At 65.5% G+C, this 24,293-nt stretch carries 25 protein-coding genes and 1 pseudogene; 24 read left to right on the plus strand and 2 right to left on the minus strand.

What is annotated here, in order from left to right; all coding sequences use genetic code 11:
* The first annotated feature begins 156 nt into the window (after positions 1-156).
* On the plus strand, positions 157-1,587 hold the full coding sequence (locus THI_RS14380; RefSeq protein ID WP_079668517.1) for an IS1182-like element ISTars1 family transposase: 1,431 nt from the start codon (positions 157-159) through the stop codon (positions 1,585-1,587).
* Between the two features lie 174 nt (positions 1,588-1,761).
* Here the strand turns inward: THI_RS14380 and THI_RS14385 are convergent, their stop codons facing one another.
* Positions 1,762-2,334: a Spy/CpxP family protein refolding chaperone gene (locus THI_RS14385; protein WP_013106981.1), complete on the minus strand. Its 573-nt coding sequence runs from the start codon at positions 2,332-2,334 to the stop codon at positions 1,762-1,764.
* A gap of 221 nt (positions 2,335-2,555) precedes the next feature.
* Between THI_RS14385 and THI_RS14390 the strand changes: the two genes are divergently transcribed.
* From THI_RS14390 to THI_RS14410, 6 genes and pseudogenes are all read left to right on the plus strand, one after another.
* Positions 2,556-3,278, plus strand: a complete 723-nt coding sequence (locus tag THI_RS14390) for a response regulator (RefSeq protein ID WP_013106982.1) — start codon at positions 2,556-2,558, stop codon at positions 3,276-3,278.
* The gene (locus THI_RS14395) at positions 3,278-4,750 is read left to right on the plus strand and encodes an ATP-binding protein (protein WP_041609031.1); all 1,473 of its coding nucleotides are present in this window, start codon (positions 3,278-3,280) and stop codon (positions 4,748-4,750) included. The genes THI_RS14390 and THI_RS14395 overlap by 1 nt, the downstream gene beginning before the upstream one ends.
* Positions 4,751-4,798: 48 nt before the next feature.
* A pseudogene (locus tag THI_RS14400) lies at positions 4,799-5,038 on the plus strand (winged helix-turn-helix domain-containing protein); the annotation flags it as partial.
* 162 nt (positions 5,039-5,200) lie between these two features.
* Entirely contained in the window at positions 5,201-5,374 is a 174-nt protein-coding gene (locus THI_RS19100) for a hypothetical protein (RefSeq protein WP_013106984.1), read from the plus strand.
* A 78-nt stretch (positions 5,375-5,452) separates the two neighbouring features.
* Positions 5,453-6,160, plus strand: a complete 708-nt coding sequence (locus THI_RS14405) for a hypothetical protein (RefSeq protein ID WP_013106985.1) — start codon at positions 5,453-5,455, stop codon at positions 6,158-6,160.
* Between the two features lie 538 nt (positions 6,161-6,698).
* Positions 6,699-7,742, plus strand: coding sequence for an alkaline phosphatase family protein (locus THI_RS14410; protein ID WP_013106987.1), 1,044 nt, complete (start codon positions 6,699-6,701; stop codon positions 7,740-7,742).
* A gap of 102 nt (positions 7,743-7,844) precedes the next feature.
* Here THI_RS14410 and THI_RS14415 read toward each other — a convergent pair whose 3' ends face one another.
* Positions 7,845-8,411, minus strand: coding sequence for a hypothetical protein (locus tag THI_RS14415; protein ID WP_141130616.1), 567 nt, complete (start codon positions 8,409-8,411; stop codon positions 7,845-7,847).
* On the opposite strand from THI_RS14415, the gene THI_RS14420 reads away from it, so the two are divergent.
* The 17 genes from THI_RS14420 (at position 8,406) to THI_RS14500 (ending at position 24,240) form a co-directional block, all read left to right on the plus strand.
* Positions 8,406-9,173 carry a sulfite exporter TauE/SafE family protein gene (locus THI_RS14420; RefSeq protein ID WP_013106989.1) on the plus strand — a complete coding sequence of 256 codons (768 nt, stop codon included), beginning with the start codon at positions 8,406-8,408 and terminating at the stop codon, positions 9,171-9,173. The two genes, THI_RS14415 and THI_RS14420, sit on opposite strands and share 6 nt — an antisense overlap.
* A 5-nt stretch (positions 9,174-9,178) precedes the next feature.
* Positions 9,179-11,038 carry a nitrite/sulfite reductase gene (locus THI_RS14425; protein WP_013106990.1) on the plus strand — a complete coding sequence of 620 codons (1,860 nt, stop codon included), beginning with the start codon at positions 9,179-9,181 and terminating at the stop codon, positions 11,036-11,038.
* 12 nt (positions 11,039-11,050) lie between these two features.
* Complete coding sequence (locus tag THI_RS18575; RefSeq protein ID WP_013106991.1) at positions 11,051-11,815, plus strand: DUF934 domain-containing protein; 765 nt, start codon at positions 11,051-11,053, stop codon at positions 11,813-11,815.
* Positions 11,812-12,654, plus strand: coding sequence for a phosphoadenylyl-sulfate reductase (locus tag THI_RS14435; RefSeq protein ID WP_013106992.1), 843 nt, complete (start codon positions 11,812-11,814; stop codon positions 12,652-12,654). Before THI_RS18575 ends, THI_RS14435 begins: the two co-directional genes overlap by 4 nt.
* Positions 12,651-13,610, plus strand: coding sequence for a sulfate adenylyltransferase subunit CysD (gene cysD, locus THI_RS14440; RefSeq protein ID WP_013106993.1), 960 nt, complete (start codon positions 12,651-12,653; stop codon positions 13,608-13,610). The genes THI_RS14435 and cysD overlap by 4 nt, the downstream gene beginning before the upstream one ends.
* The gene (locus THI_RS14445) at positions 13,610-14,920 is read left to right on the plus strand and encodes a sulfate adenylyltransferase subunit 1 (protein WP_013106994.1); all 1,311 of its coding nucleotides are present in this window, start codon (positions 13,610-13,612) and stop codon (positions 14,918-14,920) included. Before cysD ends, THI_RS14445 begins: the two co-directional genes overlap by 1 nt.
* The gene (gene cobA / locus THI_RS14450; protein ID WP_013106995.1) at positions 14,920-15,732 is read left to right on the plus strand and encodes a uroporphyrinogen-III C-methyltransferase; all 813 of its coding nucleotides are present in this window, start codon (positions 14,920-14,922) and stop codon (positions 15,730-15,732) included. The genes THI_RS14445 and cobA overlap by 1 nt, the downstream gene beginning before the upstream one ends.
* A complete protein-coding gene (gene fdxA / locus THI_RS14455) occupies positions 15,729-16,052 on the plus strand; it encodes a ferredoxin FdxA (protein WP_013106996.1) in 324 nt (107 codons plus the stop codon). The genes cobA and fdxA overlap by 4 nt, the downstream gene beginning before the upstream one ends.
* A 32-nt stretch (positions 16,053-16,084) precedes the next feature.
* Positions 16,085-17,188, plus strand: a complete 1,104-nt coding sequence (locus tag THI_RS14460) for an NAD(P)/FAD-dependent oxidoreductase (RefSeq protein ID WP_013106997.1) — start codon at positions 16,085-16,087, stop codon at positions 17,186-17,188.
* Positions 17,189-17,363: 175 nt separating this feature from the next.
* Entirely contained in the window at positions 17,364-17,735 is a 372-nt protein-coding gene (locus THI_RS14465) for an ArsR/SmtB family transcription factor (RefSeq protein ID WP_013106998.1), read from the plus strand.
* A gap of 4 nt (positions 17,736-17,739) precedes the next feature.
* A complete protein-coding gene (locus THI_RS14470) occupies positions 17,740-18,219 on the plus strand; it encodes an arsenate reductase ArsC (RefSeq protein WP_013106999.1) in 480 nt (159 codons plus the stop codon).
* 78 nt (positions 18,220-18,297) lie between these two features.
* A complete protein-coding gene (gene arsD, locus THI_RS14475; protein WP_013107000.1) occupies positions 18,298-18,660 on the plus strand; it encodes an arsenite efflux transporter metallochaperone ArsD in 363 nt (120 codons plus the stop codon).
* Positions 18,661-18,677: 17 nt separating this feature from the next.
* Positions 18,678-20,456, plus strand: coding sequence for an arsenical pump-driving ATPase (arsA, locus tag THI_RS14480; RefSeq protein WP_013107001.1), 1,779 nt, complete (start codon positions 18,678-18,680; stop codon positions 20,454-20,456).
* A 1-nt stretch (position 20,457) separates the two neighbouring features.
* Positions 20,458-20,970 carry an arsenate reductase ArsC gene (locus tag THI_RS14485; RefSeq protein WP_013107002.1) on the plus strand — a complete coding sequence of 171 codons (513 nt, stop codon included), beginning with the start codon at positions 20,458-20,460 and terminating at the stop codon, positions 20,968-20,970.
* A gap of 88 nt (positions 20,971-21,058) precedes the next feature.
* The gene (locus THI_RS14490) at positions 21,059-22,483 is read left to right on the plus strand and encodes an FAD-dependent oxidoreductase (RefSeq protein ID WP_013107003.1); all 1,425 of its coding nucleotides are present in this window, start codon (positions 21,059-21,061) and stop codon (positions 22,481-22,483) included.
* A complete protein-coding gene (locus THI_RS14495; RefSeq protein WP_013107004.1) occupies positions 22,470-22,949 on the plus strand; it encodes a CBS domain-containing protein in 480 nt (159 codons plus the stop codon). Before THI_RS14490 ends, THI_RS14495 begins: the two co-directional genes overlap by 14 nt.
* A 4-nt stretch (positions 22,950-22,953) precedes the next feature.
* Positions 22,954-24,240 (plus strand): arsenic transporter, encoded by a 1,287-nt coding sequence (locus THI_RS14500; RefSeq protein WP_013107005.1) that lies wholly within the window; start codon positions 22,954-22,956, stop codon positions 24,238-24,240.
* The last annotated feature ends 53 nt before the right edge of the window (positions 24,241-24,293 follow it).

The following is a 24,293-nucleotide window of genomic DNA, read 5'->3' on the forward strand; positions in this document are numbered from 1 at the left end:
ATAGGACTGTGCTGGACTTGCCGTCGACATGACTCTTGCGCTTGGTAACGGATCGAACTGCGGCGTGAGCCGAGCGCCAAGGCGCTCAGCCGCCCGTTGATCTCAGAGTCTGTGAACATTTGATTTTGATGGCACGAATGCTGCGTGTCTTTGGGCATGAGCAATATCACGAACGAAGCGGGAACGAACGGGCACACAGGTGCCCTGTTTGAGGGCTTGGCGGTCCCTGCGGACAGTGCGGCTGCTCTGAAGCGCAGTAAGCCCCAAGGGACGCCGCGGGAGCAAAGCGCGATGCGCAACCAAGTCGAATGGCGGGCCTGCGATCTTGACTCGACGCTGCCGGCCGATCATCAGGCCCGTGCCGTCTGGGCCTTTGTGCAGTCGCTCGATCTTCAAGCCCTGCACGGACAGATCCGCGCCGTTGAGGGCAGCGTCGGACGCGCGCCCATTGATCCGGCCATTTTGATGAGCCTGTGGCTGTACGCGACGCTCGACGGTGTGGGCTCGGCGCGCGAACTGGGTCGGCTGTGCGACAGCGACGACGCCTACCGCTGGCTGTGCGGCGGGGTGGGCGTGAACCACCACACGCTGGGCGACTTCCGGGTCGAGCTGAACCGGGTGGCCCACGACGGCATGCGCGTGCGTGCCCAGGCGGGTGCGGCCAGCTTTCGGCGTCGCGAGACCTTGGAGCAACTCATGCAAGACGCGCAGGCCCAGGTGCAAGCACTCAAGCAGGAGGTGGGCGACGATCCCGGGGCCGGCACCCGCCGCGTGCGTGCGGCGCGTCAACGTGCGGTCGTTGAACGCGAACAACGCATTGCGCGCGCCATCGAGGCGATGGCCGAGATCGACAAGAGCCTCTCGGCCAAGGGCAAGAAGGCCCGAGCCAACAGCACGCAGGCCGACAGGGCACAAGACGAGCCGGCGCAACCCCAGGCGGCCCCGACCACGCAACCCGTGGGCGAGCAATCCGCCGAGGAACAACCCAACGAGGCCAGGCGCACCAAGAAACCCAAGGAACCGCGCGTGAGCACCACCGACCACGAGGCGCGTGTGATGAAGATGGCCGATGGGGGCTTTCGCCCGGCGTTCAATGCGCAACTCGCGGTGGACACCGCCACCCTGATCATCACCGGCGTGGACCTCATCAACTCGGGCAGCGACATGAACCAGATGCTGCCCATGCACGCGCAGCACCAGGACCGCTATGGTCAAGTGCCCGCGCAGTGGTTGACCGATGGGGGCTTTGCCCAGCACGCGCACATCGAGGAACTCGATGCGCGCGCCACCCAAGCGTTCGCGCCTGTGGTGGCGCCCAAGGCCCCGCAACGTGATCGCTATGCTGCGCTGCCCGGCGACAGCCAGGCGCTGGGCCAGTGGCGCCAGCGCATGGGCACCGAGGCGGCCAAGCGAATCTACAAGGAACGTGCTGCCAGCATCGAGTGCGCCAACGCCCGTTTGCGCAACCGCGGCTTGCAGCGCTTGAACGTGCGCGGAATGATCAAGGCGCGCGCCGTGTTGCTGTGGCATGCGCTGGCCCACAATTTGAAGCGGATGATGGCGCTGAACTTCGCGTTCGCGCCCTGAGAGGCCGGCAAGGGTCGGCGCGGGCTGCGTTTGCGCTCCACCAGGCCCTGCATCAACGCCAAGCTCGTCCCAACAAACAAACGGCGGCTCGAATCGACTCGTCGCGCCCGTCCGCAGCGCATGGGCGTCTCGATGCGTTGAGATCATCGCGGAAGTTGAAACGTTCACAGGCACTCACTCGGCATGGCCGGCAAATCCCATCTGCTGTCCGCCCATCATGCCCAGGCGCTGGTTGGCGATGCTCCTTTGCTCGGGACTCAGCACGGCGTAGAGATGCTTCAAGGCCTTGGTCATGGCCTCCATGCCGGTCAGGCGTTGCTGCAACAACTGCGTGCGCGCCTGCATGCGATCGGGGGCGGTTGCGTTCGCCTCCCGCAGCTTGCCGCGCATGGTTTGCATGGCCTCGGCTTGCTGCTTGGCCTGGGTGGCGAAGGCTTGCCAGGCGGGTTCCTGCGCGGCGGTGATGTTCAGCGCGGCCTTGGTGTCGGCCAGATGGCTGTCCACCATCGCCGCGGTATCACCCCAATGCATCATGCCTTCGGCCATGCCGCGCTGACCCATGATGCCCTCGCTCATCATGCCCCCGCCCATCATGCCTCCACCCATCATGGACCCCGGCTCCATGCCGGCGGCGACGCCCGACATGCGATATGCGCCCATGCCGCCGGATTGCGCAAAGGCCGTACCGATGGCGGCGGCGGACAAGACGGCGGTGATGCCGACAATGACTTTCTGACTGCGTTTCATGGTGCTGCTCCTGTCTGAATTGAGCGAATGGTCCGTGGGACGATCCCGCCGGGCCAGATGGAAGGAAGTCCTTCGCAACGGTTCCCATTTCAGCCTCGGCATGTAAGCGCGCCATGTCAACAAAACACTTTTTTGTATCGCACTGCCCGCAATCCTGGCGTTGACATGCTGCGTTACATTGTTTTTTCCTGGGCACCCGGCCAGCCGGCCAAAATCGGCACATGGAAACCTCCGACCACATCCTGATCGTCGACGACGACGCCGAGATTCGCCGCCTGCTGAGCGCTTATCTGCAGAAGAACGGCTTGCGCGTGACGGCTGTTGGCGATGGGAAGGCCATGGAGCGCGCGCTGCTGGCCTCCGGCGTCGACCTGATCGTGCTCGACCTGATGCTGCCAGGCGACGACGGCCTGACCCTGTGCCGAAACTTGCGCGCCAAGTCCGACATTCCCATCCTGATGCTGACGGCGCGCGGCGAGGAAACCGATCGCATCGTCGGTCTGGAAATGGGTGCCGACGACTATCTGCCCAAGCCCTTCAGCGCGCGCGAGTTGCTGGCGCGCATCAAGGTCATCCTGCGTCGTGCCCGCAGCCTGCCGCGCAATCTTCAGCCGGAAGAGGCGCGCCAGGTGCGCTTCGCCGGCTGGACCCTCGACACCGCGCATCGCCACCTGGTTTCGCCCGCCGGCGTGGTGGTCGCGCTGAGCGGCGCCGAGTACCGGCTGCTGCGGGTTTTTCTGAGTCACCCGAACCGGGTGCTCAACCGCGACCAGTTGGTCGATCTGACGCAGGGCCGTGAGGCCGATCCGCTCGATCGCAGCATCGACGTGCAGGTCAGCCGCTTGCGCCAGCGCCTGGGCGACGACCCGCGCGACCCCGCCCTGATCAAGACCGTGCGCGGCGCCGGCTATGTCTTGTCGGCCCCGGTCGAGGGAACGGCTTGATGCGCCTGCTGCCGGCGTCGCTGTTCGGGCGGATGATGCTGATCCTGTTCAGCGGCCTGGTGCTCGCCCAGATCCTGAGCGCCTCGATCAATTTCGCCGAGCGCGATCGCCTGCTGTTGCGCAGCAGCGGCATGCAGTCGGCGCAGCGCATCGCCGACATCGTCAAGCTGCTCGATTCCCTCGGCCCTGCCGAGCAGCAGCGCATCGTCACCATCCTCAGCGTGCCGCCGCAGGTGGTAAGACTGGAGGCAGCGCCGCAGGCGCCGAGTGCCGCGGCGCTGGACAACCCGCATGCCGCCATGTTCTCGGCTGCGCTGCATGTCGCGTTAGGCGATGCGCGGCCGCTGCGGGTTTCCGTCCGGCAGGCCGCGCCGGGCGCCAGGCCATCCGGGCTCGAGTCCGGCCGCCAGGGCATGATGGGCGAACATGCGGGCATGGCAGCGGCGATGTCGGCAGCCATGCCGGGCATGCCGGGCATGCCGGATATGCAGGCCATGAGGCCCTTCATGGCATCGGGCTTGATGTTCCTGACCCAGGTGCAACTGCGCGACGGCAGTTGGGTCGCTTTCGACACCCAGTTGCCACAAGGCCCGGCCAGCACGCCGTGGCGACTGCTGCTGACCCTGTTGGTGCTGCTGCTGACGGTGCTCGTCCTGTCGTACGCGGCGGTGCGCTGGATGACCCGGCCGCTGGCGGTCCTGGCCTCCGCCGCCGATGCCCTGGGCAAGGACATCAACCGCCCGCCGCTGCCCGAGACCGGGCCGACCGAGGTGAGGCGTGCCGCGCATGCGTTCAACATCATGCAGTCCAGCCTGGTGCGTTTCATTCAGGACCGCACCCGCATTTTCGCCGCCATGTCGCACGATCTGAAAACGCCCATCACCCGCATGCGCCTGCGCACCGAACTGCTGGAAGACGCCGACTTGCGCCAGCGCTTCGACAAGGATTTGCGCGAGATGGAGCTGATGGTGACGCACACGCTGGATTTCATGCGCGGGCTTGAGCCACCCCAAGTGGCGCGGCCGATCGACATCACGGCGCTGCTCGAAAGCCTGCAGGCGGACAACCAGGACATGCACCGCGAGGTTCTCATCGAAGGTCGCGCACGGGCCCCCTATGTCGGCGACCCGGAGCGGCTCAAACGCTGCATCTCCAACCTGATCGACAACGCCATCCTCTACGGCAGGCAGGCGCGCATCATCGTCGAAGACGGCCCCGCGGCCCTCACCCTTCGCATCCGGGACCAGGGCCCTGGCATCGCGCCAGACGAACTCGGCAAGGTGTTCGAGCCGTTCTACCGGCTCGAAGCATCGCGCAGCCGCGAGACCGGCGGCACCGGCCTGGGGCTCGGCATCGCCCGCAACATCGCGCGCGCGGCCGGTGGCGATGTGACCTTGCGCAACCACCCGGATGGCGGCCTGGAGGCCACGTTGCACCTGCCGCGCAAACCCGGCTATCTGAATGCTTATTGATTCGGTCCTATGAAGATTGAACTGTCAGCCATTCGGCCGTCCCCGCTGGGACGTGAGCCGGGTGCCGGGCGTGTACTGAAGCCCGAGCAAGAAGAGCAGACACGTCGCACCATGATCGACAAGCGCCCCGAGCAGTTGAGGATGGATTTCTGCCCAGGGAGCCGTGCTGCCGTGGACCTGCTCATCGAGCGGCAGCATGGCATCAAGCGCCCGTGCGCACGGTGGGCAAGTACTTGGCACGGTGGGGATTTACCCCCCCAGAAGCCCATCAAGAAAGCCTACGAGCAACCCACGGATACGAGCTTGATTCATCGCCGCGCCTTGCCACGCCGCATCACCCGGCCGATCTGAATTCATCCGCAGCACATGACATTGGCGACCACACGAACGGCCGGCCGCAAATCCCAAGCCGATCGCCTATCCTGCACGGCCCTTCAGGGATATTTCGCCATGCCATCCCGACGCATCCCGGTGCTCATCGTCTTCGCCGCGGTCCCTCTTGGCCTGCTGGTCGCCGTCACCCTCGACTGGCTCGAAGAACGCGAGCTGCGACGCGAAGAACGCCGCGCACGCCTGTCCCGTGCGCAGAACCGCCCAGGGCCTGCGTGGCCGCCGCAGACCTGAACCGGCCCCCTGAGCGCGACTTGCATCGCGCAGATCGCATGCTGTGATGGTGATCACCAACCTTTTCTGGAGATCACCATGCAAACCGATTTCGATTTCGATTCCGACTCTGCTTCCCTCCCGCATGCAGGCCTCGCTGCTCGGCTGCGCGACCTGACCCTGGCCCTGTTCTGGAGCGACGCCGCAGCCGGCGTGCGCGGGTGCCGGCGCCTGGCACAGCGCGCGGCCCGCGCCGGCATGCCGCTGCAGCAGGCCCGGCTCCGCGCCACACACCGCCTGCTGGCTGGCATGGTCGTCGTGACGCTGTGCACGCCGCCTCTGGTCATCGCCCTGGCCGTGGCCGGTCATGTCTTGGTGGGCAGCTCGGCGGAAGGACGCCACCTGCTGCTGGCCCTGAGCCTGGCCATCGGCCTGCTGTACGGCCATGGGGTGCTGCAACTCGGGCGGGCCGATGCCTGGTGGCGGGCGCTGTATCGCAACGCGGGGATTGCTGTCCAGGCCCTGCCCTTGCGCAGCGTGCTGGCGCCGTGGCGGCCCGAGGTGCTGGACGCCTCGATCCGGCATCCCTGGACGCAGGCACGCCGCTGGGCCTGGGCTGCGGGGGTCAATTTGCTGACCTGGGTCGGCATCCTGGCCTGGCTGCCGGCCGACAGCCCCCGACTGGTCAGCTTCTGGCTGGCTGGCCTGGGGGTTCTGAGCATGACCTGGCTGCTCGAGCACCATCACCGCTGGATGCTCCGGGCAATCGAGGCCTTCATCGCCGCCGACGATGCTGTGTGGCGCTGAACCCGTTGATTTTCGTCGCGCGGCGTCTGCCATGCATCTTCCGAAACGACCTCTCCATGAGGACGATGACCTGGCTCCGGACGCGCTCGCGGTGCGTCCGCAAGGTTGCCCACGTCATCCGGAGATTCGCATGTGTGAAGACCGTCCCTCCGCTCTGTTGATCCCGCTCGTTGCCGCAGGCGCCCGCAGCGCAGCGTCCACCCGCAGCGGCAGACGCTTCGTGCTCGTCGTCGGGCACGAGCGTCAACCGATCAGCCAGCGCTGGCGCGCAAACTCGAATGCGAGGGCTATATCCGGCCCCTGTGCCGATGGAGCGGCAAGACCCTTGGTTGTCCAGCACCTGAGGCGCCGTGCGGGCGAGGTGATCGCCCGAAGGCCGATCCACGCGCGCGCCCCTGACCAGGGTACGAATGCGAAAAAACACGTCGACGATCTCACTGTTGCATCCGATTGCATCTTTGGCTCTTGCCTTCATGGGCCTGACACGCGCGATACCTAGCGTACGAGTTCCCAGTTGTGCCACTCATCGGAGGAATCCATGAATCTCAAGTTTGGAAAGACTTTGCTCGCCGCTGCAATGCTGTCCCTTGCCGTTTCTGCCAGCGCTGATGCAATGCATGGCCGTGACCACGAGCGCGAAATTCCGCGGTTCGACCACGTCTTCATCATCATGATGGAAAACACCGGTGCCCAGAACGTGGTTGGCAATCCCCAGATGCCAATGATCAACCGCCTGATCAACACCTTCGGCTACGCCGACAACTACTACGGTGTCACCCACCCGAGTTTGCCCAACTACGTGGCCGCGATTTCGGGCTCGAACTGGTGGAGCCAGAGCGACGATCCGACACAGCAGTTCAATCACAGCAACATCGTCGATTCCCTGAATGCGCGCCACATCTCTTGGGCGGCGTACATGCAATCGATCCCCTATGCGGGATTCACGGGGCAGTTTTCTGCTGGGGGTGCAAGCTCTGCTTTGTACGTCCTCAAGCATGATCCATTCATGCTGTTCAAGAACGTCTACGCCAACCCGCAGGAAGCATCGCATGTTCAGCCGCTTCGAAATCTGACCCAAGCCCTTCGTATCAGTGATGTTGCCAAGTATGTTTGGATCACCCCTGACGTTTGTCATGACATGCACGGCATGTCAGGTTCAGCGTGCCCCTACAGCAACACCCAACTGCTCTACAGCCAGGGCGACGCATTCGTTGGTCAGATGGTCAAGGCGATCATGCAGTCGCCGATCTGGAACAACGGCAACAACGTCATCTTCATCACCTGGGACGAGGGCGACTACGACGGAAACACGGCTAACGGAGGCTGGGCCAATACTCAGGGCGCTCCGGACAGCCCTATTTTGCAACCGGGTGCGCAGGTCTTCCCACAAGGTGGCGTCTACGGGGGAGCCAATGTGCCGCTGATCGCGATTTCCAGCATGCATCCATATCACATGGTGGATCATCAGGCGACGAATCACTATTCGATGCTCAAGACGATCGAGGAGTCGTGGGACCTTCCCTTGCTCGCCTTCACCAGCGACGACCAGGTGAGTGACTTAGCCTCATTCTTTGCAAACTGATACGCCGATCTATCCGCCCTTGAACAGGGAGCTTCTTGCTTTCCATTCGGGGCGAATCGGCAATGTCGGCATGGAGTGTCTATCCAGCCAACTTCCTTATGCTCACTCCAACGCTCGCGGCGTCCAGCTTGGTGGTAACGCGCGACACCATGTGCATGATGCAAAGCTGCACCAGGAACTCGGGGAACAGCCGGAGACACCGTCCACCAAGTTGACTGGCCCAAACTTCGGGCCATCCCAAGTGATTTTGGGCGTCATGCATGCCTTCAGTTCATCTGGCACATCGACCTCCTCGCCGAGCTTCGATGCGACGTAGCAGCGCATCGCGGCGATGTTGTTGACAGCTTGCTGGATCAAAATCTTACAGTCCAACAGGCGACCCTTGATCACGTCATCGACGTAGATCAGCTTGTCGTTGGCGCTGATGCCGCCAACGAACAGATCGTTGACCCGATGGTGGTGCCCAACGATTTCCGCGCAGAACCCCGTGTCCAGGGATAAAGGCCGCTCACAACTTGGATACATGGCCGCAGTCCATCTTGAGGTTTTATTTCCTTGCTTATATCGCTTGGCATCTATCGGTATGAGAAGACTGTCGTTTGCTTTGGTGCGGCCCGTCCCTAGGATTCGACCGTCATCATCAACCCCAGAAAAGCTCCACTGATGCATGCCCAAGCCACTCTTTTCGGCCTCGCCGCGGGCGCCCTGATCGGCGCCACGGGGGTTGGCGCGGGCTCGTTGGTGACGCCATTGCTGCTCGGCGTGTTCCGGCTCGACCTGCCCGTGGCGATCGGCACCGATCTGTGGTTCGCCGCGCTGACCAAGCTATCCGGGGCCGTGGCGCACCACCGCCATGGGCATGTGGATCGCCGCATTGCCGGGCTGATGCTCGCCGGCAGCCTGCCCGCGGCGCTCGCCACCCTCGTGGCGATGCATGCCTCGGGTGCGGACAAGGCCTGGTTCGGCGTGCTCAGCCTGGCCCTCGGCGCCGCCTTGCTGCTGACCGCCGCCGCGGTGATGTCACGCGGGTTCTGGCAGCGGCTGGCGCTGCGGCTCGAAGCGCGCTTGCCGCCGTCGCGCAAGCCGGGCTTGACCATCGCCCTCGGTGCGGTGCTGGGGGTGCTGGTCACGCTGAGTTCGGTCGGTGCCGGTGCCATCGGCTCGCTCTGCATCCTCCTGCTTTATCCGCGTTTGACGGCGCGGCAACTGGTCGGCACCGACATCGCCCATGCCGTGCCGCTGACCCTGGTGGCGGGCATCGGCCATGCGGCGCTGGGCCATGTCGATTGGCCGCTGGTGCTGGCGCTGCTGGTCGGCTCGGTTCCAGGCATCTGGCTCGGCGCCCAACTCACCCGTTTTCTTCCCGAGCGCATGACCCGCGTGCTGCTCTCGGCCACGCTGGCGTTCGCCGGCTTCAAGATCATTGCCTGAGCGCCATGTACCAGTACACCGATTTCGACCGCCGCTTCATTCGCGCCCGTGCCGCCCAATACCGCGACCAGCTCGAGCGCCATCTGGCCGGCAGCCTGAGCGACGAGGAGTTCAAGCCGCTGCGCCTGCAAAACGGCTGGTACATCCAGCGCCATGCGCCCATGCTGCGCGTGGCCATTCCCTACGGCGCGCTGGCGAGCCAGCAATTGCGCGCCCTGGCCGACATCGCCGAGGAATACGACCGTGGCTACGGCCACTTCACCACGCGCCAGAACCTGCAGTACAACTGGATCGCCCTGGCCGACAGCGCCGACGTCATGGACCGCCTCGCCGCGGTGGACATGCATGGCATCCAGACCAGCGGCAACTGCGTGCGCAACATCAGCAGCGATGTGTTCGCCGGCATCGCGCCGGACGAAATCGTCGATCCGCGGCCGTTCTGCGAGATCCTGCGCCAGTGGAGCACCCTGCACCCCGAGTTCGCCTACCTGCCGCGCAAGTTCAAGATCGCCGTGAGCGGCGCGCGCGAAGACCGCGTCGCCGCCGGCTGGTACGACATCGGCCTGCAGGCACTGAGCGACGAGCACGGCCAGATCGGCTTTCGCGTGCAGGTGGGCGGCGGCATGGGGCGCACGCCGATGATCGGCGACGTCATTCGCGATTTTCTGCCCTGGCAGCAGTTGCTGGTGTACGTCGAGGCCATCCTGCGCGTCTACAACAGCTATGGGCGGCGCGACAACATCTGGAAGGCACGCATCAAGATGCTGGTGAAGGCCGAAGGCGCGCGCTTCACCGCGGCGGTCGAGCGCGAGTTCGCCGACATCCTGCAGCGCGATCCGGGCGGAGACGCACACCTCATCCCCCTGCACGAACTCAACCGCGTGGCTACGCAGTTTGCGCCGCCGCACGGTGTGCGGCCGGATGCGCCGGATGCGACCGCTGCCCTTGCCACAGCGCCCGCGCACGAGCCGGCATACCTGCGTTGGCTGCAGCGCAACGTGCACACCCACCGCGTCCCCGGCCTGCGCGCCGCGACCCTGTCGCTCAAGCGCGCGGGCCAGGCGCCGGGCGACGTCACGGCGCAGCAGATGCGCGCCGCCGCCGACCTCGCCGAGCGCTACAGCCTCGGCGAACTGCGCGTGAGCCACGAGCAGAACCTGGTGCTGCCCTGGGTGAGCGCCGCCGCCCTGCATGCGCTGTGGCGGGATGCGCGGAAGGCCGGCTTCGCCACGCCCAACATCGGCCTGCTGACCGACATGATCGCCTGCCCCGGCGGCGATTTCTGCTCCCTGGCGAATGCCCGCTCCATTCCCATCGCGGCCGCCATCATCGAGCGTTACACCGATCTCGACGAACTGTTCGACATCGGCGACATCGACCTCAACATCAGCGGCTGCATCAATTCCTGCGGCCATCACCACAGCGGCCACATCGGCATCCTCGGTGTCGACAAGGACGGTGCCGAGTGGTACCAGATCACCGTTGGCGGCGGCGATGGATCGGAGCTTGGCGGTGCGGCCTTGCCCGGCAAGATCATCGGCCCCTCGTTCGCGGCCGAGGAAGTGCCGGATGTGGTCGAGGCGCTGATCGCCCTGTATCTGCGGCAGCGTCAGCCCGGCGAGCTGTTCGTGGCCTTCGCCCGCCGCGTCGGTGCGCAGCCGTTCAAGGCTGCGGCCGATGCCGTGCGCCGCGCGACCGCGACACCGGAACACCCCCAGGCCGCTGCCCCGCAGCAGTCCGCACCCGAAGGAGATGCGAAAACTCCGGGCGGCCGACCGGCTTCGCATGAGCGTCCCCAAGGTCAGCTAGCCGACCCGCCATCCATGGGGGTCAAGAAAACTTGGGGCGGCCCTGCGTTTTCTTGAGGATCTCCGCGCATGAAATTCATCACTTCCGCAGACGGCGCCCGTGGCGCCACGGACTTGGCGCCGGGCGCAGGCGGGCTTCTCCTGTTCACGCCCGAGCAGTGGCAGACGGCCAGCGCGACCTGGCCGACGCATGAGTCCGCCGGACTGGTGCTTCCCAACGACCTCGACGTGCGCACACTCGCCATCGATCTGTCGCGCTTCGCCAGCGTCGAGCTGCGGTTCCCGAAATGGACCGATGGCCGCGCCTATACCCAGGCCCGGCTGCTGCGGGTGCGCCTGGGCTACCGCGGCGAGCTGCGCGCCACCGGCGATGTGCTGGTGGACATGGCGCTGCCGCTGGCGCGCACCGGGTTCGACACCGCGGTGCTGCGCCCCGGCCAGAGCCTGCAGGCGGCGCGGCGGGCGCTGCGGTTTTTCGAGGGGCTGTGGCCGGAGTTCGACGGCGCTCATGAGGAAACGCAGGGCAGCCCCAAGTTTTCTCATCCCCCTCGGGGGGCAGCCGCTGCAAAGCAGCGGCCTGGGGGCGCTCTCAAGGAAGCGCAGGGCCGCCCCCCAGTTTCCTTGACCCCATCGGAGGGAGTCCGCTTGCGGACTGATGGGGGCGCTCCGACGCAGCCGAGCCCGCATCCGCAGCCCGCCTACTACCAGGGCGACGTGCTCGATCCGCGTCCGCTGTTTCTGAAACGGCCTCCGGGGCCGGCCAGCCGGCCCGCCCCCCGCAAGGGTGAAGCAAGCCCGGGGTGGCCTGGCCCTGCCCTGGAGGCCGCCGCATGAACCACCGCGCCATCCCCATCGCTGCGCCGCCCGGCTCGGCGCCTGCCCTGTACGCCAAGCCCAGTGCGGACTTCGACCAGCGCGTGCAGGACGCGCTCGCCACGCTGCGCACGGCGGCACGGGAATTCGCCGGCCGCATCGTGCAGGCCACCAGCCTGGGCGCGGAGGACATGGTCCTGACCGACCTGATCGCGCGGCATGCGCTGCCCATCGCCATCGCCACGCTGGACACCGGCATGCTGCACGGCGAGACGCTGGAACTGCTCGGCCGTGCGCAGCGGCACTACGGCCTGGAGATCGAAGCCTGGCGTCCCGACGCGGTTGCGGCGCGCGACTTCGTCGCCCGCCATGGCCCGCAGGCCATGGTCGCCAGCGTCGATTTGCGCCATGCCTGCTGCGCCTTGCGCAAGCTCGAACCCCTGTCCCGCATGCTGCAAGGCCGCGCGGCCTGGGTGACGGGGCTGCGCCACGAACAGTCTCCCGCGCGCGGCCGGGCCGCACGGCGCGAGAGTGACGCGCAAGGCCGCGCCAAGCTCAGCCCGCTGCTCGACTGGACGCAGGGCGACGTGTGGCACTACATCGCGCTGCACGCCGTTCCCTACAACCCGCTGCACGACCAATTCTTTCCCAGCATCGGCTGCGCCCCATGCACCCGCGCCGTCGCGCTGGGCGAGGACATCCGCGCCGGGCGCTGGTGGTGGGAGCGGGAGGGGGCGAAGGAATGCGGCTTGCATGTCGAGCAGCGCCCCCTTCCGCATGGAGCCGCCGCAGACGCCGTCGCGACGGAACCGATCGCCAAACCAACCATCGCCACGGAACCGACAGGAGCCCACGCATGAACGCCCCTTTGGATCTCGAACGCCTGTTGCCGCAGATCGACCACCGTCATCTCGATGCCCTCGAAGAGGAGGCCATCTACATCCTGCGCGAAGTGGCCGGGGGCTTCGAGCGCCCGGCCCTGCTGTTCTCGGGCGGCAAGGACTCCTGCGTCGTGCTGCGCCTGGCCGAGAAGGCGTTCAAGCGGCGCCAGGCCAACGGGGCTTACGCCGGCCGGCTGCCGTTTGCCTTGCTGCATGTCGATACCGGGCATAACTTCCCCGAAGTCATCGACTTCCGCGACGCCCTCGTCAAAGCCTCGGGCGACGCGCTGATCGTCGCACACTTGGACGAATCCATCCGCCGTGGCACGGTGCGCCTGGGCCATGCGCTGGAATCGCGCAACCCGCACCAGAGCGTGGCCCTGCTCGAAGCCATCGAGCAGCACCGCTTCGACTGCCTCATCGGCGGCGCCCGGCGCGACGAAGAGAAAGCGCGTGCCAAGGAACGCATCTTCAGCCACCGTGACCACTTCGGCCAGTGGCAACCCAAGGAGCAGCGCCCCGAGTTGTGGTCGCTGTTCAACACGCGTTTGCGTCCGGGCGAGCATTTCCGTGCCTTCCCCATCAGCAACTGGACCGAACTGGACGTGTGGCTGTACATCGCCCGCGAGAGCATCGCCCTGCCCAAGCTGTACTACAGCCATCCGCGCCAGGTGCTGCGCCGCAAGGGTCTGCTGGTGCCGCTGACCGCCGTGACGCCGCCGCGGCCCGGCGAGGCGGTGGAGACGGCCCGGGTGCGGTTTCGTACCGTGGGCGACATGACCTGCACCTGCCCGGTGGAAAGCGCGGCGGCCAGCGCGGCGGAAGTCGTCGCCGAGACCCTGACCGCGACCCTGAGCGAGCGCGGCGCCACCCGCATGGACGATCGCACCTCCGACGCTTCAATGGAGCGGCGCAAGAAGGAAGGCTATTTCTGATGAACACGCACAACGATGCCAACGGCGAACACCGCCACAAGGCGCTGCGCTTTCTCACCGCCGGCAGCGTGGACGATGGCAAGAGCACGCTGATCGGCCGCCTGCTGCTCGACAGCCGCGCCATCCTGGCCGACCAGCTCGATGCCCTGCAACGCCGGGCCGCGGGCGGCAGCATCGACCTGTCCCAACTCACCGACGGGCTGGAGGCCGAACGCGAGCAGGGCATCACCATCGACGTGGCCTACCGCTACTTCACCACGCCGCGGCGCAAGTTCATCATCGCCGACGCCCCGGGGCACGAGCAGTACACGCGCAATATGGTGACGGCCGCCGCCGGCAGCGATGCCGCGGTGGTGCTGATCGACATCACCAAGCTCGACTGGCGCGCCGCGCCCCTGCGCCTGCTGCCGCAAACCCGGCGCCACACCTTGCTGGCGCGCCTGCTGCGCCTGCCGTCCATCGTGTTCGCCGTGAACAAGCTCGACGCCGTGGACGATGCCGAGGCCGCGTTCGCGGCGGTGCGCGATGCGCTGCTGGACTTCGCCGCCGAGGCCGGCATCGCGCCCGCCGGCATCGTGCCGGTGTCGGCGCTGCGTGGCGACAACATCGCCATCGCCTCGACGTCCTGGCCTTGGTATGCCGGGCCGACCCTGTTGCAATGGCTCGAAGCCCTGCCCGCCGCCGAGGAGCCGCAGACCGGCGCCCTGTTGCTGCCGGTGCAATACGTGGCGCGCGAGGGCGACGGCCTGGGCCACCAGCCGCGCACGGTCTGGGGCCGCATCGCCAGGGGCCGGGTCCAGTCCGGCGACAAGATCCGCATCCACCCCAGCGGCGAGAGCGCCGAGGTCGTCGCGGTGCGGCGTGCGGGAGTCGCCGTCGATGGCTGCGCCGCGGGCCAGTCGGCCGGACTGGTGCTCGACCGCCAGGTGGACATCTCACGGGGTGACTGGATCGAAAGTGTCGGGCTGTTCTCAGCTCCCAAGCCCGATGCGATCCAGAGATTCGAAGCGACCCTGGCCTGGCTGGATACGGAGCCAGCGGTCATCGGCCGCAAATACTGGCTGCGCCACGGGCACCGCTGGGTGGCAGGACACATCACGGCCATCTGCAGTCGGCTGGACATTCACACCCTGACGGACGTCGATGCGCAGACGCTCGCGGTCAACGATATCGGCCGCGTGCGCCTGCAGGCGCAGTCAGCACTGCCACTGACGACTTTTGTCGACAATCGCGTGGCGGGAGCGATGATCGTCGTTGATCCCGCCAGTCATCGCACCAGCGGCGCGCTGCTGGTTGAAGCGGTTCAGTAATGGGCCGCATCGTCTTCATCGGCGCCGGCCCTGGCGCTGCCGACTTGATCACCCTGCGTGGCGCTCGCCTGCTCGCGCAGGCCGACGTCGTACTGTGCGACGCGTTGGTCGATCCTGCGCTGCGCGAACTGGCGCCGCAAGCCCGGTGGATCGATGTCGGCAAACGCGGCTTCAGCCACGCCACGGCGCAGGAGCGCATCGACGCCCTGCTGGTGCGCTGCGCGTCGCGCCATCGTCTGGTTGTCAGGCTCAAGGGCGGCGACCCCAGCGTGTTCGGTCGGCTCGAGGAGGAACTGCTTGCATTGCACGGCTCCGGCGCGGTCATCGAAATCGTGCCCGGCGTCACCGCGGCGCTGGCCGCAGCAGCCGATGCCGGCCGGCCGCTGACACGGCGCGGACGCGGGCGCAGCGTGGCGCTGAGTACGGCCATGACCCACGATGGACAGTTGCGCGCCAGCCGCTGTGCCGACACCGAAGTGTTCTACATGGCCGGTCGGCAGCTCGGCGCGCTGGCACGCCGACTGATGGCAACGGGCTGGGCACCGCAGACCGAAGTCTCCGTGGTCTCCCGTACCGGCTTTCCGGACCGGCTGTGCAGCAGCCACGCCCTGACCAATCTGGCGCAGGCCTGTCTGCTGCACAGTGGTCGCCCGACGGTGGTGATTGTCGGCGCCGGAGCGCACCCGGTTTCGCCATACGCCATGGCCGTTTCGCGTGCATCCCATGCTGCGCTGCCGCTTGCAGCACACAGTATCGCCAGACCGCGTTTGCAGCCCGCAGACATCGTTTCGCATCGCGGAGAACCCCGATGACCTTTGTCGTGACCGAAAATTGCATCAAGTGCAAGTTCACCGATTGTGTGGACGTCTGCCCGGTGGACTGCTTCCGCGAAGGCCCCAACTTCCTGGCGATCGATCCGGACGAATGCATCGACTGCGCCGTATGCGTGCCCGAGTGTCCGGCCAACGCCATCTTCGCCGAGGAAGACGTCCCTGGCGACCAACAAGCATTCATTGCCCTCAACGCCGAACTGTCGCGCCGCTGGCCCAGCATCACCAAGCGCAAGCCCGCCCCGCCGGACGGCGAAGAATGGAATGGCAAACCCGGCAAGCTGCAGTTTCTCGAGCGCTGAACATCCGGATTCCGACCGCCCCCTCATCCCTCATGGAAATGCACATCAATCCGGCCATCGCCGACGCGGCCCTGGCCAGCGCCCCGCCGATCGAGACCGATGCCGTCATTATTGGCGCCGGTCCCGTGGGTTTGTTTCAGGTTTTCGAACTCGGCCTGCTCGACATCAAGGCCCACGTCATCGACAGCCTGTCGCACCTGGGCGGCCAGTGCGTGGAGCTCTATCCGGACAAGCCCATCTACGACATTCCGGCCGTGCCCATGTGCACCGGCCAGGAACTCACCGACAACCTGCTCAAGCAGATCGAGCCGTTCAAGCCCACCTTCCATCTGGGACAGGACGTGACGGAGCTGCAGCGCCAGGACGACGGGCGCTTCGTCGTGCGCACCTCCAAGGACACCACCTTGCTCACCAAGACGGTGTTCATCGCCGCCGGCGTGGGCTCGTTCCAGCCGCGCACCCTCAAAGTGGAGGGGCTGGACGCCTTCGAGGGCACGCAGTTGTTCTACCGCGTGAAGAACCCCGCGGTCTTCGCCGGCAAAAATCTCGTGGTGGTCGGCGGCGGCGACTCGGCGCTGGATTGGGCGCTGCACTTCGCCCAGGATGACGCGCACCGCGCCGAAAGCGTCATCCTCGTGCACCGGCGCGACGGCTTTCGCGCCGCGCCGGCCTCGGTGGCCAAGATGCACGCCCTGTGCGAGCAGCACGCGATGCAGTTCGTCGTCGGTCAGATCACGGGGTTCGAGGCCGACGGCGATGGCCGCCTGTCACAGGTCAAGCTCACCGGCAACGACGGCATCACCCGGCGCCTGCCGCTGGACATGCTGCTGGTGTTCTTCGGCCTGTCACCCAAGCTCGGCCCCATCGCCCACTGGGGCCTGGACCTGGAGCGCAAGCAGATCCTGGTCGACACGGAGAAGTTCCAAACCAACATCCCGGGCATTTTCGCCGTGGGCGACATCAACACCTACCCGGGCAAGAAAAAACTCATCCTCTCGGGCTTCCACGAAGCCGCGCTGGCAGCCTTCGGCGCCGCCCACACCATCTTCCCGGACAAGAAAATCCACCTCCAGTACACCACCACCAGCCCCAAACTGCATAAGGTGCTTGGCGTCGAAACTCCCGTCTTCGATTGATTGAAACCCCCAAGGTTCCTTGACCCTTACGAGGGGCTGGGCGGCACGCCGCTCCTGGGACGCTCACCAGCAAAAGTATCTGCCAAATGTATGCGCCTGGGGCGACCCGAGATTGGCAGCGTGCAAGGCATCCAATCACTGGACAACGCTGCAATACACATTGTATAGTTGCACCATGGAAAAATCTGTTGCCATTCGAATTTTCGAGTCCCTGTCCTCAGGCATCCGGCTCGACATTTACCGCCTGCTGGTCAAGCGAGGCTTGGAAGGCATGGTTTCAGGGCAGATTGCCTCGGCACTCGACCTGCCGCCGAACAACACCTCGTTCCACCTCAAAGCAATGACGCAGACCGGCCTGCTTTCGGTCGAGCAGGAAGGTCGCTTCCAACGCTATCGGGCCAACATTCCGTTGATGCTGGATCTGATCGGCTATCTCACCGAGGAATGCTGCGCCGGTCATCCCGAACACTGTGTGGACCTTCGTGCCGCATCGCCATGCGCAGAGAGCGTGCTTCCTCCCCTTTCTTCAACGCCACAAGAGAGCTGACAACGTGAACATCCTGTTTTTGTGCACTGGTAACTCCTGCCGCTCCGTGCTGGCCGAAGCCACCTTCAACCACTTGGCCCCCGAGGGCTGGCACGCCATGAGCGCGGGCAGCCATCCAACCGGCCAGGTGCATCCACGCTCGCTGGCTTTGCTGGAACGTGAAGGCATTCCAACGGAAGGGCTCTTCAGCAAGTCGTGGGACAGCTTGCCTGTCACCCCCGACATCGTGATCACGGTGTGCGCCAGCGCCGCAGGCGAGACCTGCCCGGCCTATCTTGGCCCGGTTCTGCGCGCACATTGGGGTGTCGACGACCCGGCCAAGGCGACCGGATCCGAAGAACAAATCAATGCCGCATTTGCACACGCCTACCGCATCTTGCGTGCGCGCATCGAAGCCCTGCTGGCATCACCCATGGACAGTCTGCGCAAAGACCCCGCCGCGCTCAGGACGGAACTCGAACACATCGGCTTGCTGGCGCCTTGAAGCTGACGAGGCGATAACTCGGTCGCGAGGTATCGCCTTTTTCATGAGCAACATTGCAACTTGAGCAGGAGTATTGAAATGAAAAAGATTCAAGTCTATGAGCCGGCCCTGTGCTGCAGCACCGGCGTGTGCGGTGTGGATGTCGATCAAAATCTGGTCAGCTTTTCGGCCGACGCCGATTGGGCCAAACAGAACGGTGCACGGATCGAGCGTTTCAATCTGGCCCGACAACCGCTGGCGTTCGCCGAAAACCCGACGGTCAAAGCGTTCCTGGAACGCTCCGGCCAGGAGGCCCTGCCCCTGGTTCTGGTGAACGGTGCAGTGGCATTGGCGGGCCGCTACCCCAACCGTATGGAGCTGGCTCGCTGGGCAGGCATTTCACAACCGGCAGCAGAGTCGAAAGCCGCGCAGGGCTGCTGCGCCGGCAGCCACTGCCGCTGAACGCGGGGAATACCGTCATGAAATTTCTCGAACTGCCGCCGCGCTTTTTCTTTTTCACCGGCAAAGGTGGCGTGGGCAAGACATCGCTGTCCTGCGCCACCGCCATGCACCTTGCCGGGCAAGGCAAACAGGTGCTGCTGGTCAGTACCGATCCGGCGTCCAACGTTGGCCAGGTGTTCGGCCAGGCCATCGGCAACACGATCACTCGCATCCATGGCGTGCCCGGCCTGTCGGCTCTCGAAATCGACCCGCAGCAAGCGGCACAGCAGTACCGGGAGCGCATCGTCGGCCCGGTGCGCGGGACGCTGCCGGACGACATCGTCAACGGCATCGAGGAACAACTCTCTGGCGCCTGCACTACCGAAATCGCCGCCTTTGATGAATTCACCGCGTTGCTCACCGACTCGGTCCTGACCGCTGACTACGACCACATCATTTTCGATACGGCCCCGACCGGCCATACCATCCGGCTGTTGCAATTGCCCGGCGCGTGGAGCGATTTCCTTGAAGCGGGCAAGGGCGATATTTCCTGCCTCGGCCCATTGGCCGGGCTGGACAAGCAGCGCGCCCAATACAAGGCGGCAGTGCAGGCTTTGGCCGATGCCCGGCGCACCCGCCTGGTTCTGGTGGCCCGCGCCCAGCAAGCCACCTTGCGAGAGGTTGCACGCACCCATGCGGAACTCGCCGGCGTGGGCCTGTCGCAGCAGTATCTGGTGATCAACGGCGTCCTGCCGCCGGAAGAAGCGGCGCACGACCCTCTGGCCGCAGCCATCTGCGCGCACGAGCGGGCCGCACTGGACGCAATCCCCGAGGTGCTCAAGGCCCTGCCCCGCGATCGGGTCGCGCTCAAGCCCTTCAACCTGGTCGGTCTGGATGCCTTGCGCCAGCTACTGGTCACGACGGCCTCGCAAGCGCCCAGCACCCATGCGGTTCCGGTCGCACTTGATGCGCCCAGTCTGTCCGAGCTGGTTGACGACATCGCCGAAGACGGCCGCGGCCTGGTGATGCTGATGGGCAAGGGCGGCGTGGGCAAGACCACCCTGGCCGCCGCCATCGCGGTAGAACTGGCCCATCGCGGCCTGCCGGTCCACCTCACCACGTCCGACCCGGCCGCGCATCTGACTGAAACGCTGAGCGGCGCGCTGGACAATCTCACGGTCAGCCGGATCGACCCGCACATCGAAACCGAGCGCTACCGGCAGCACGTATTGGCCACCAAGGGTGCACAGCTCGACGCGCAAGGCCGGGCGCTGCTGGACGAGGACCTGCGCTCGCCCTGCACCGAGGAAATCGCGGTGTTCCAGGCCTTCTCGCACATCATCCGCGAGGCAGGCAAGAAGTTCGTGGTGATGGACACGGCACCGACCGGCCACACCTTGCTGCTGCTTGACGCGACAGGCGCCTATCACCGCGAAATCGCCCGCCAGATGGCCGGCACCGGGCTGCACTACATCACCCCGATGATGCAGTTGCAGGACCCCAGGCAGACCAAGGTGCTGATCGTGACATTGGCCGAAACCACCCCGGTGCTGGAGGCGGCCAACCTGCAGGCCGACCTGCGCCGCGCCGGGATCGAGCCCTGGGCCTGGATCATCAACAACAGCATCGCGGCTGCCACGCCGAACTCGCCCTTGCTGCGTCAGCGTGCCTGCCACGAACTGCGGGAAATCGACGCCGTCGCGACCCGCCATGCCCGGCGCTACGCGGTCGTGCCGCTGCTGAAAGAAGAGCCCGTCGGCGTCGATCGCCTGCTGGAACTGACTGCCCGCCCCAGCCTCATCACCGAAAGAGCTTGACATGGCCGCAAAAATCTACAACGCGCTGTTCATCTGCACCGGCAATTCCGCGCGCAGCATCATGGCGGAAGTCATCTTGAACCATCTCGGTCGAGATCGGTTCAAGGCGTACAGCGCGGGTAGTCATCCTCGCGGCGAAGTGCATCCGCTCACGCTCGAAGTGCTCGCCGGTCAGCACTATGACCTTCACGGCTTGCGCAGCAAGAGCTGGACGGAGTTTGCGGCGCCGGATGCGCCGTCGATGGATTTCATTTTCACAGTCTGCGATCAGGCGGCTGGCGAGGCCTGTCCCGCATGGCCAGGTCAACCCATCACCGCCCACTGGGGTTTCGCTGATCCAGCCGCGGTCGGCGGGGATCGTGAGCGTCAACTCAAGGCCTTCGCCAACGTGCACTTCCAAATCGCCTCTCGCATCCGTCCGCTCCTCGCCCTGCCTATCGACAAGATCGACCGCATGTCGCTGCAAACCCAGTTGCGTGATCTGGGCCAACAACGTACAGAAAACAGGGCGTGACCCCTCATCGCGTATGCATCGCTCCGGATCGCCAGCGGCGGAGCACGAGGCGATTCTCTCCGGCGCCAAACCTGGAAAAGGAACAAGTATGACGCGCCTGCTCATCATCGGCGGCAGCGACGCGGGCATCAGCGCGGCGCTGCGGGCTCACGAGATCGATCCCCGAGCCGAGGTATCCGTCCTGTTGGCCGACGAGTACCCGAACTACAGCATCTGCGGCCTGCCCTTCTACCTCAGCGGCGAGACGCCGGATCACCGGCAGCTCGCCCATCGCACCGCGTTCGACGGCATCGACATCCTGACGAACCGTCGGGTCGTGTCGATTCATCCCGCGGGAAAGAGGGTCGATGTCGTGCGCGGGGCGAACGGCCGTGCGGAGACGATGCGCTATGACCACCTGATCATCGCCACCGGTGCCGTCCCAGTCCGTCCCCAAGGGTTACCCGGCCTCGATCTCCCCGGCGTTTATGGCCTGCACACCATGGCGGACAGCTTCGCGGTCCATCACCATCTCACGACGGGCGAAGCGCGTTCGGCCCTCATCGTCGGCGCGGGCTATATCGGCGTGGAGATGGCCGACGCGCTGCGGCATCGGGGGATCGATGTCACACTCGTGAGCCATACCGATCCCGTGTTCCCAAGCGTCGATCCGTCGTTCGGCAGACTGATCGGGGAGGAGTTGTCACGCCATGGCGTGCGGGTCGTAGCCGGTTGCACCGTCGAGCGCATCGAAGCCGCCGGCAACCGGCGCGGTCTTACGGTGTCGGGTTCGGGCGGGTTTGCCGCCACTGCCGATCTGGTGCTGGTCGCCACCGGCGTGCGCCCTGACACCACCCTTGCCGCCACGGCTGGGATTGCACTGGGGCCCTCGGGCGCCATCCGCGTCACGCAGCGCATGGAAACCACGATCCCCGGCATCGGGGCCGCCGGCGACTGCGTCGAGACCTGGCATCGGATCCTCCAGCGACCGGTGTACCTGCCGCTCGGGACGACCGCGCACAAGCAGGGCCGTGTGGCCGGCGAGAACGCTGTAGGCGGGGAGCGTCTGTTCGCGGGCTCGGTCGGCAGCCAGACCGTGAAGGTGTTCGAGTTGGCGATCGCACGGACGGGCTTGCGCGAAGCCGAGGCGCGCACGGCCGACTTTGATCCCGTCACCCTCGAGATCGAAACCTGGGATCACAAGGCCTACTACCCTGGAGCGCAGAAGCTCCGCATCCGGGTGACCGGCGATCGCCGCACTGGTCGTCTCCTCGGCGCGCAGATCCTCGGCCACTGGCGTTCGGAGGTGTCGAAACGCATCGACGTGTTCGCAGCAGCCCTGTTCCACGGCATGGGCGTCGAAGACTTGAACGATCTCGATCTCAGCTACACACCTCCGTTCAGCAGCCCCTGGGACCCGGTGCAGATGGGAGCGCAGGCCTGGATGAGCGCGGTGAAAACCGGCGCTGACAAGTCGTTCACCGCCGATCGACCCACAAATCTTGAGAAAGGAACACAGCATGAAAGTCCGTGACCTGATGACCCCGAACCCGATCCGGATCGCACCGGAGACGCCTGTGGCGGAGATCGCCCGCATCTTGATTGAACACCGCATCAACGGCGTTCCGGTGACCGATGCCGGGGGACACCTGCTCGGCATCGTGACCGAGGGTGACTTGGTGCATCGCGCGGCCGACGAACGGTTGGAGCCGCGCGAATCGCTATGGAAAGAGAACTTTTACCGCTCGGTATTTCGTCGGCACACGCCGGAGCCGGACAAGGCCGAGGGCCGCACGGCTGAGCAGGTCATGACGCGTGAGGTTCTGACGGTGGCGCCCGACAGCAATGTCACGGTGGCCGCCCGTCTGCTGGCGGATCACAACATCAAGTCTCTGCCGGTGATCGAGCACGAACGGCTGGTCGGCATGATCTCGCGCTTCGATCTGGTCAAACGCTTGGCCAGCGACCCGGAAATCTTCAACCCCATGGCCAAGGACTGAACCGATGCCGACCGCGCTGCTGATTTTCATTGCCACCCTGGTACTGGTCATCTGGCAGCCGAAAGGTTTGGGCATCGGCTGGAGCGCGACTTTCGGTGCCATTGCCGCCCTTCTGTCCGGCGTGATTCATCTCGCCGATATTCCGGCGGTTTGGCACATCGTTTGGAACGCCACCATTACTTTCGTTGCCACCATCATCATCAGCCTGTTGCTCGATGAAGCCGGTTTTTTCGAGTGGGCGGCGCTACGCGTGGCACGTTGGGGTCGCGGCAACGGACGCGGACTCTTCGCCTTCCTGGTCCTGCTGGGCGCAACCGTGGCGGCCTTGTTCGCCAATGACGGCGCAGCGCTGATTTTGACGCCGATCGTGATGGCGATGCTGCTGGCGCTCGGGTTCAGTCCGGCGGCGACACTGGCTTTCGTCATGGCCGCCGGCTTCATCGCCGATACGTCGAGCCTGCCATTGATGGTGTCCAATCTGGTCAATATCGTCTCGGCCAATTTCTTCAACATCGGCTTCAACGCATACGCCGCGATCATGGTCCCGGTGGATATCGCCGCGATCGCCGCCAGCTTGGCAGCGCTCTTGCTCTATTTTCGCCCCAGTATCCCGATACGCTACGACATGGCTTTGCTCAAACATCCCAACGCAGCAATCCTCGACCCTGCCACGTTCCGCATCGGGTGGGTGGTGCTGGCGCTCCTGCTGCTCGGGTACTTTGGTCTTGAACCGCTGGGTGTGCCGGTCAGCGCCGTCGCGGTCTTCGGTGCGCTGCTGCTCCTCGGCGTGGCTGCGCGCGGCCATGTCATCAGCACCCGGAAGGTGTTGCGCGAAGCACCCTGGCAGATCGTCATTTTCTCGCTGGGGATGTATCTGGTGGTGTATGGCCTGCGCAACGCCGGAATCACTGGGTATCTGGCGGACCTGCTGAATGTTTTCGCCAACTATGGTGTCTGGGGCGCGGCGTTTGGCACGGGCGTGCTGACGGCATTCCTCTCCTCGGTGATGAACAACATGCCAACGGTCCTTGTGGGTGCGCTCTCCGTTGCTGCGACGAACGCCACCGGCCCGGTGCGCGAGGCCATGATCTATGCCAATGTCATCGGCTGTGATCTCGGCCCCAAGTTCACACCCATCGGCAGTCTGGCCACCTTGCTCTGGCTGCACGTGCTCGCGCGCAAGGGCATGACCATCGGTTGGGGGTATTACTTCAAGGTGGGTGTCCTGCTGACCGTGCCCGTCCTACTGATCACGCTGACCGCGCTCGCACTGCGTCTGAGTCTGGCTTGAAGCGTCCATCGCACGTGCCAGGATACGAAGCGGGTCCATGGCAACATGCGTTA

Source organism: Thiomonas arsenitoxydans (genome assembly GCF_000253115.1).
Classification (GTDB): domain Bacteria; phylum Pseudomonadota; class Gammaproteobacteria; order Burkholderiales; family Burkholderiaceae_C; genus Thiomonas; species Thiomonas arsenitoxydans.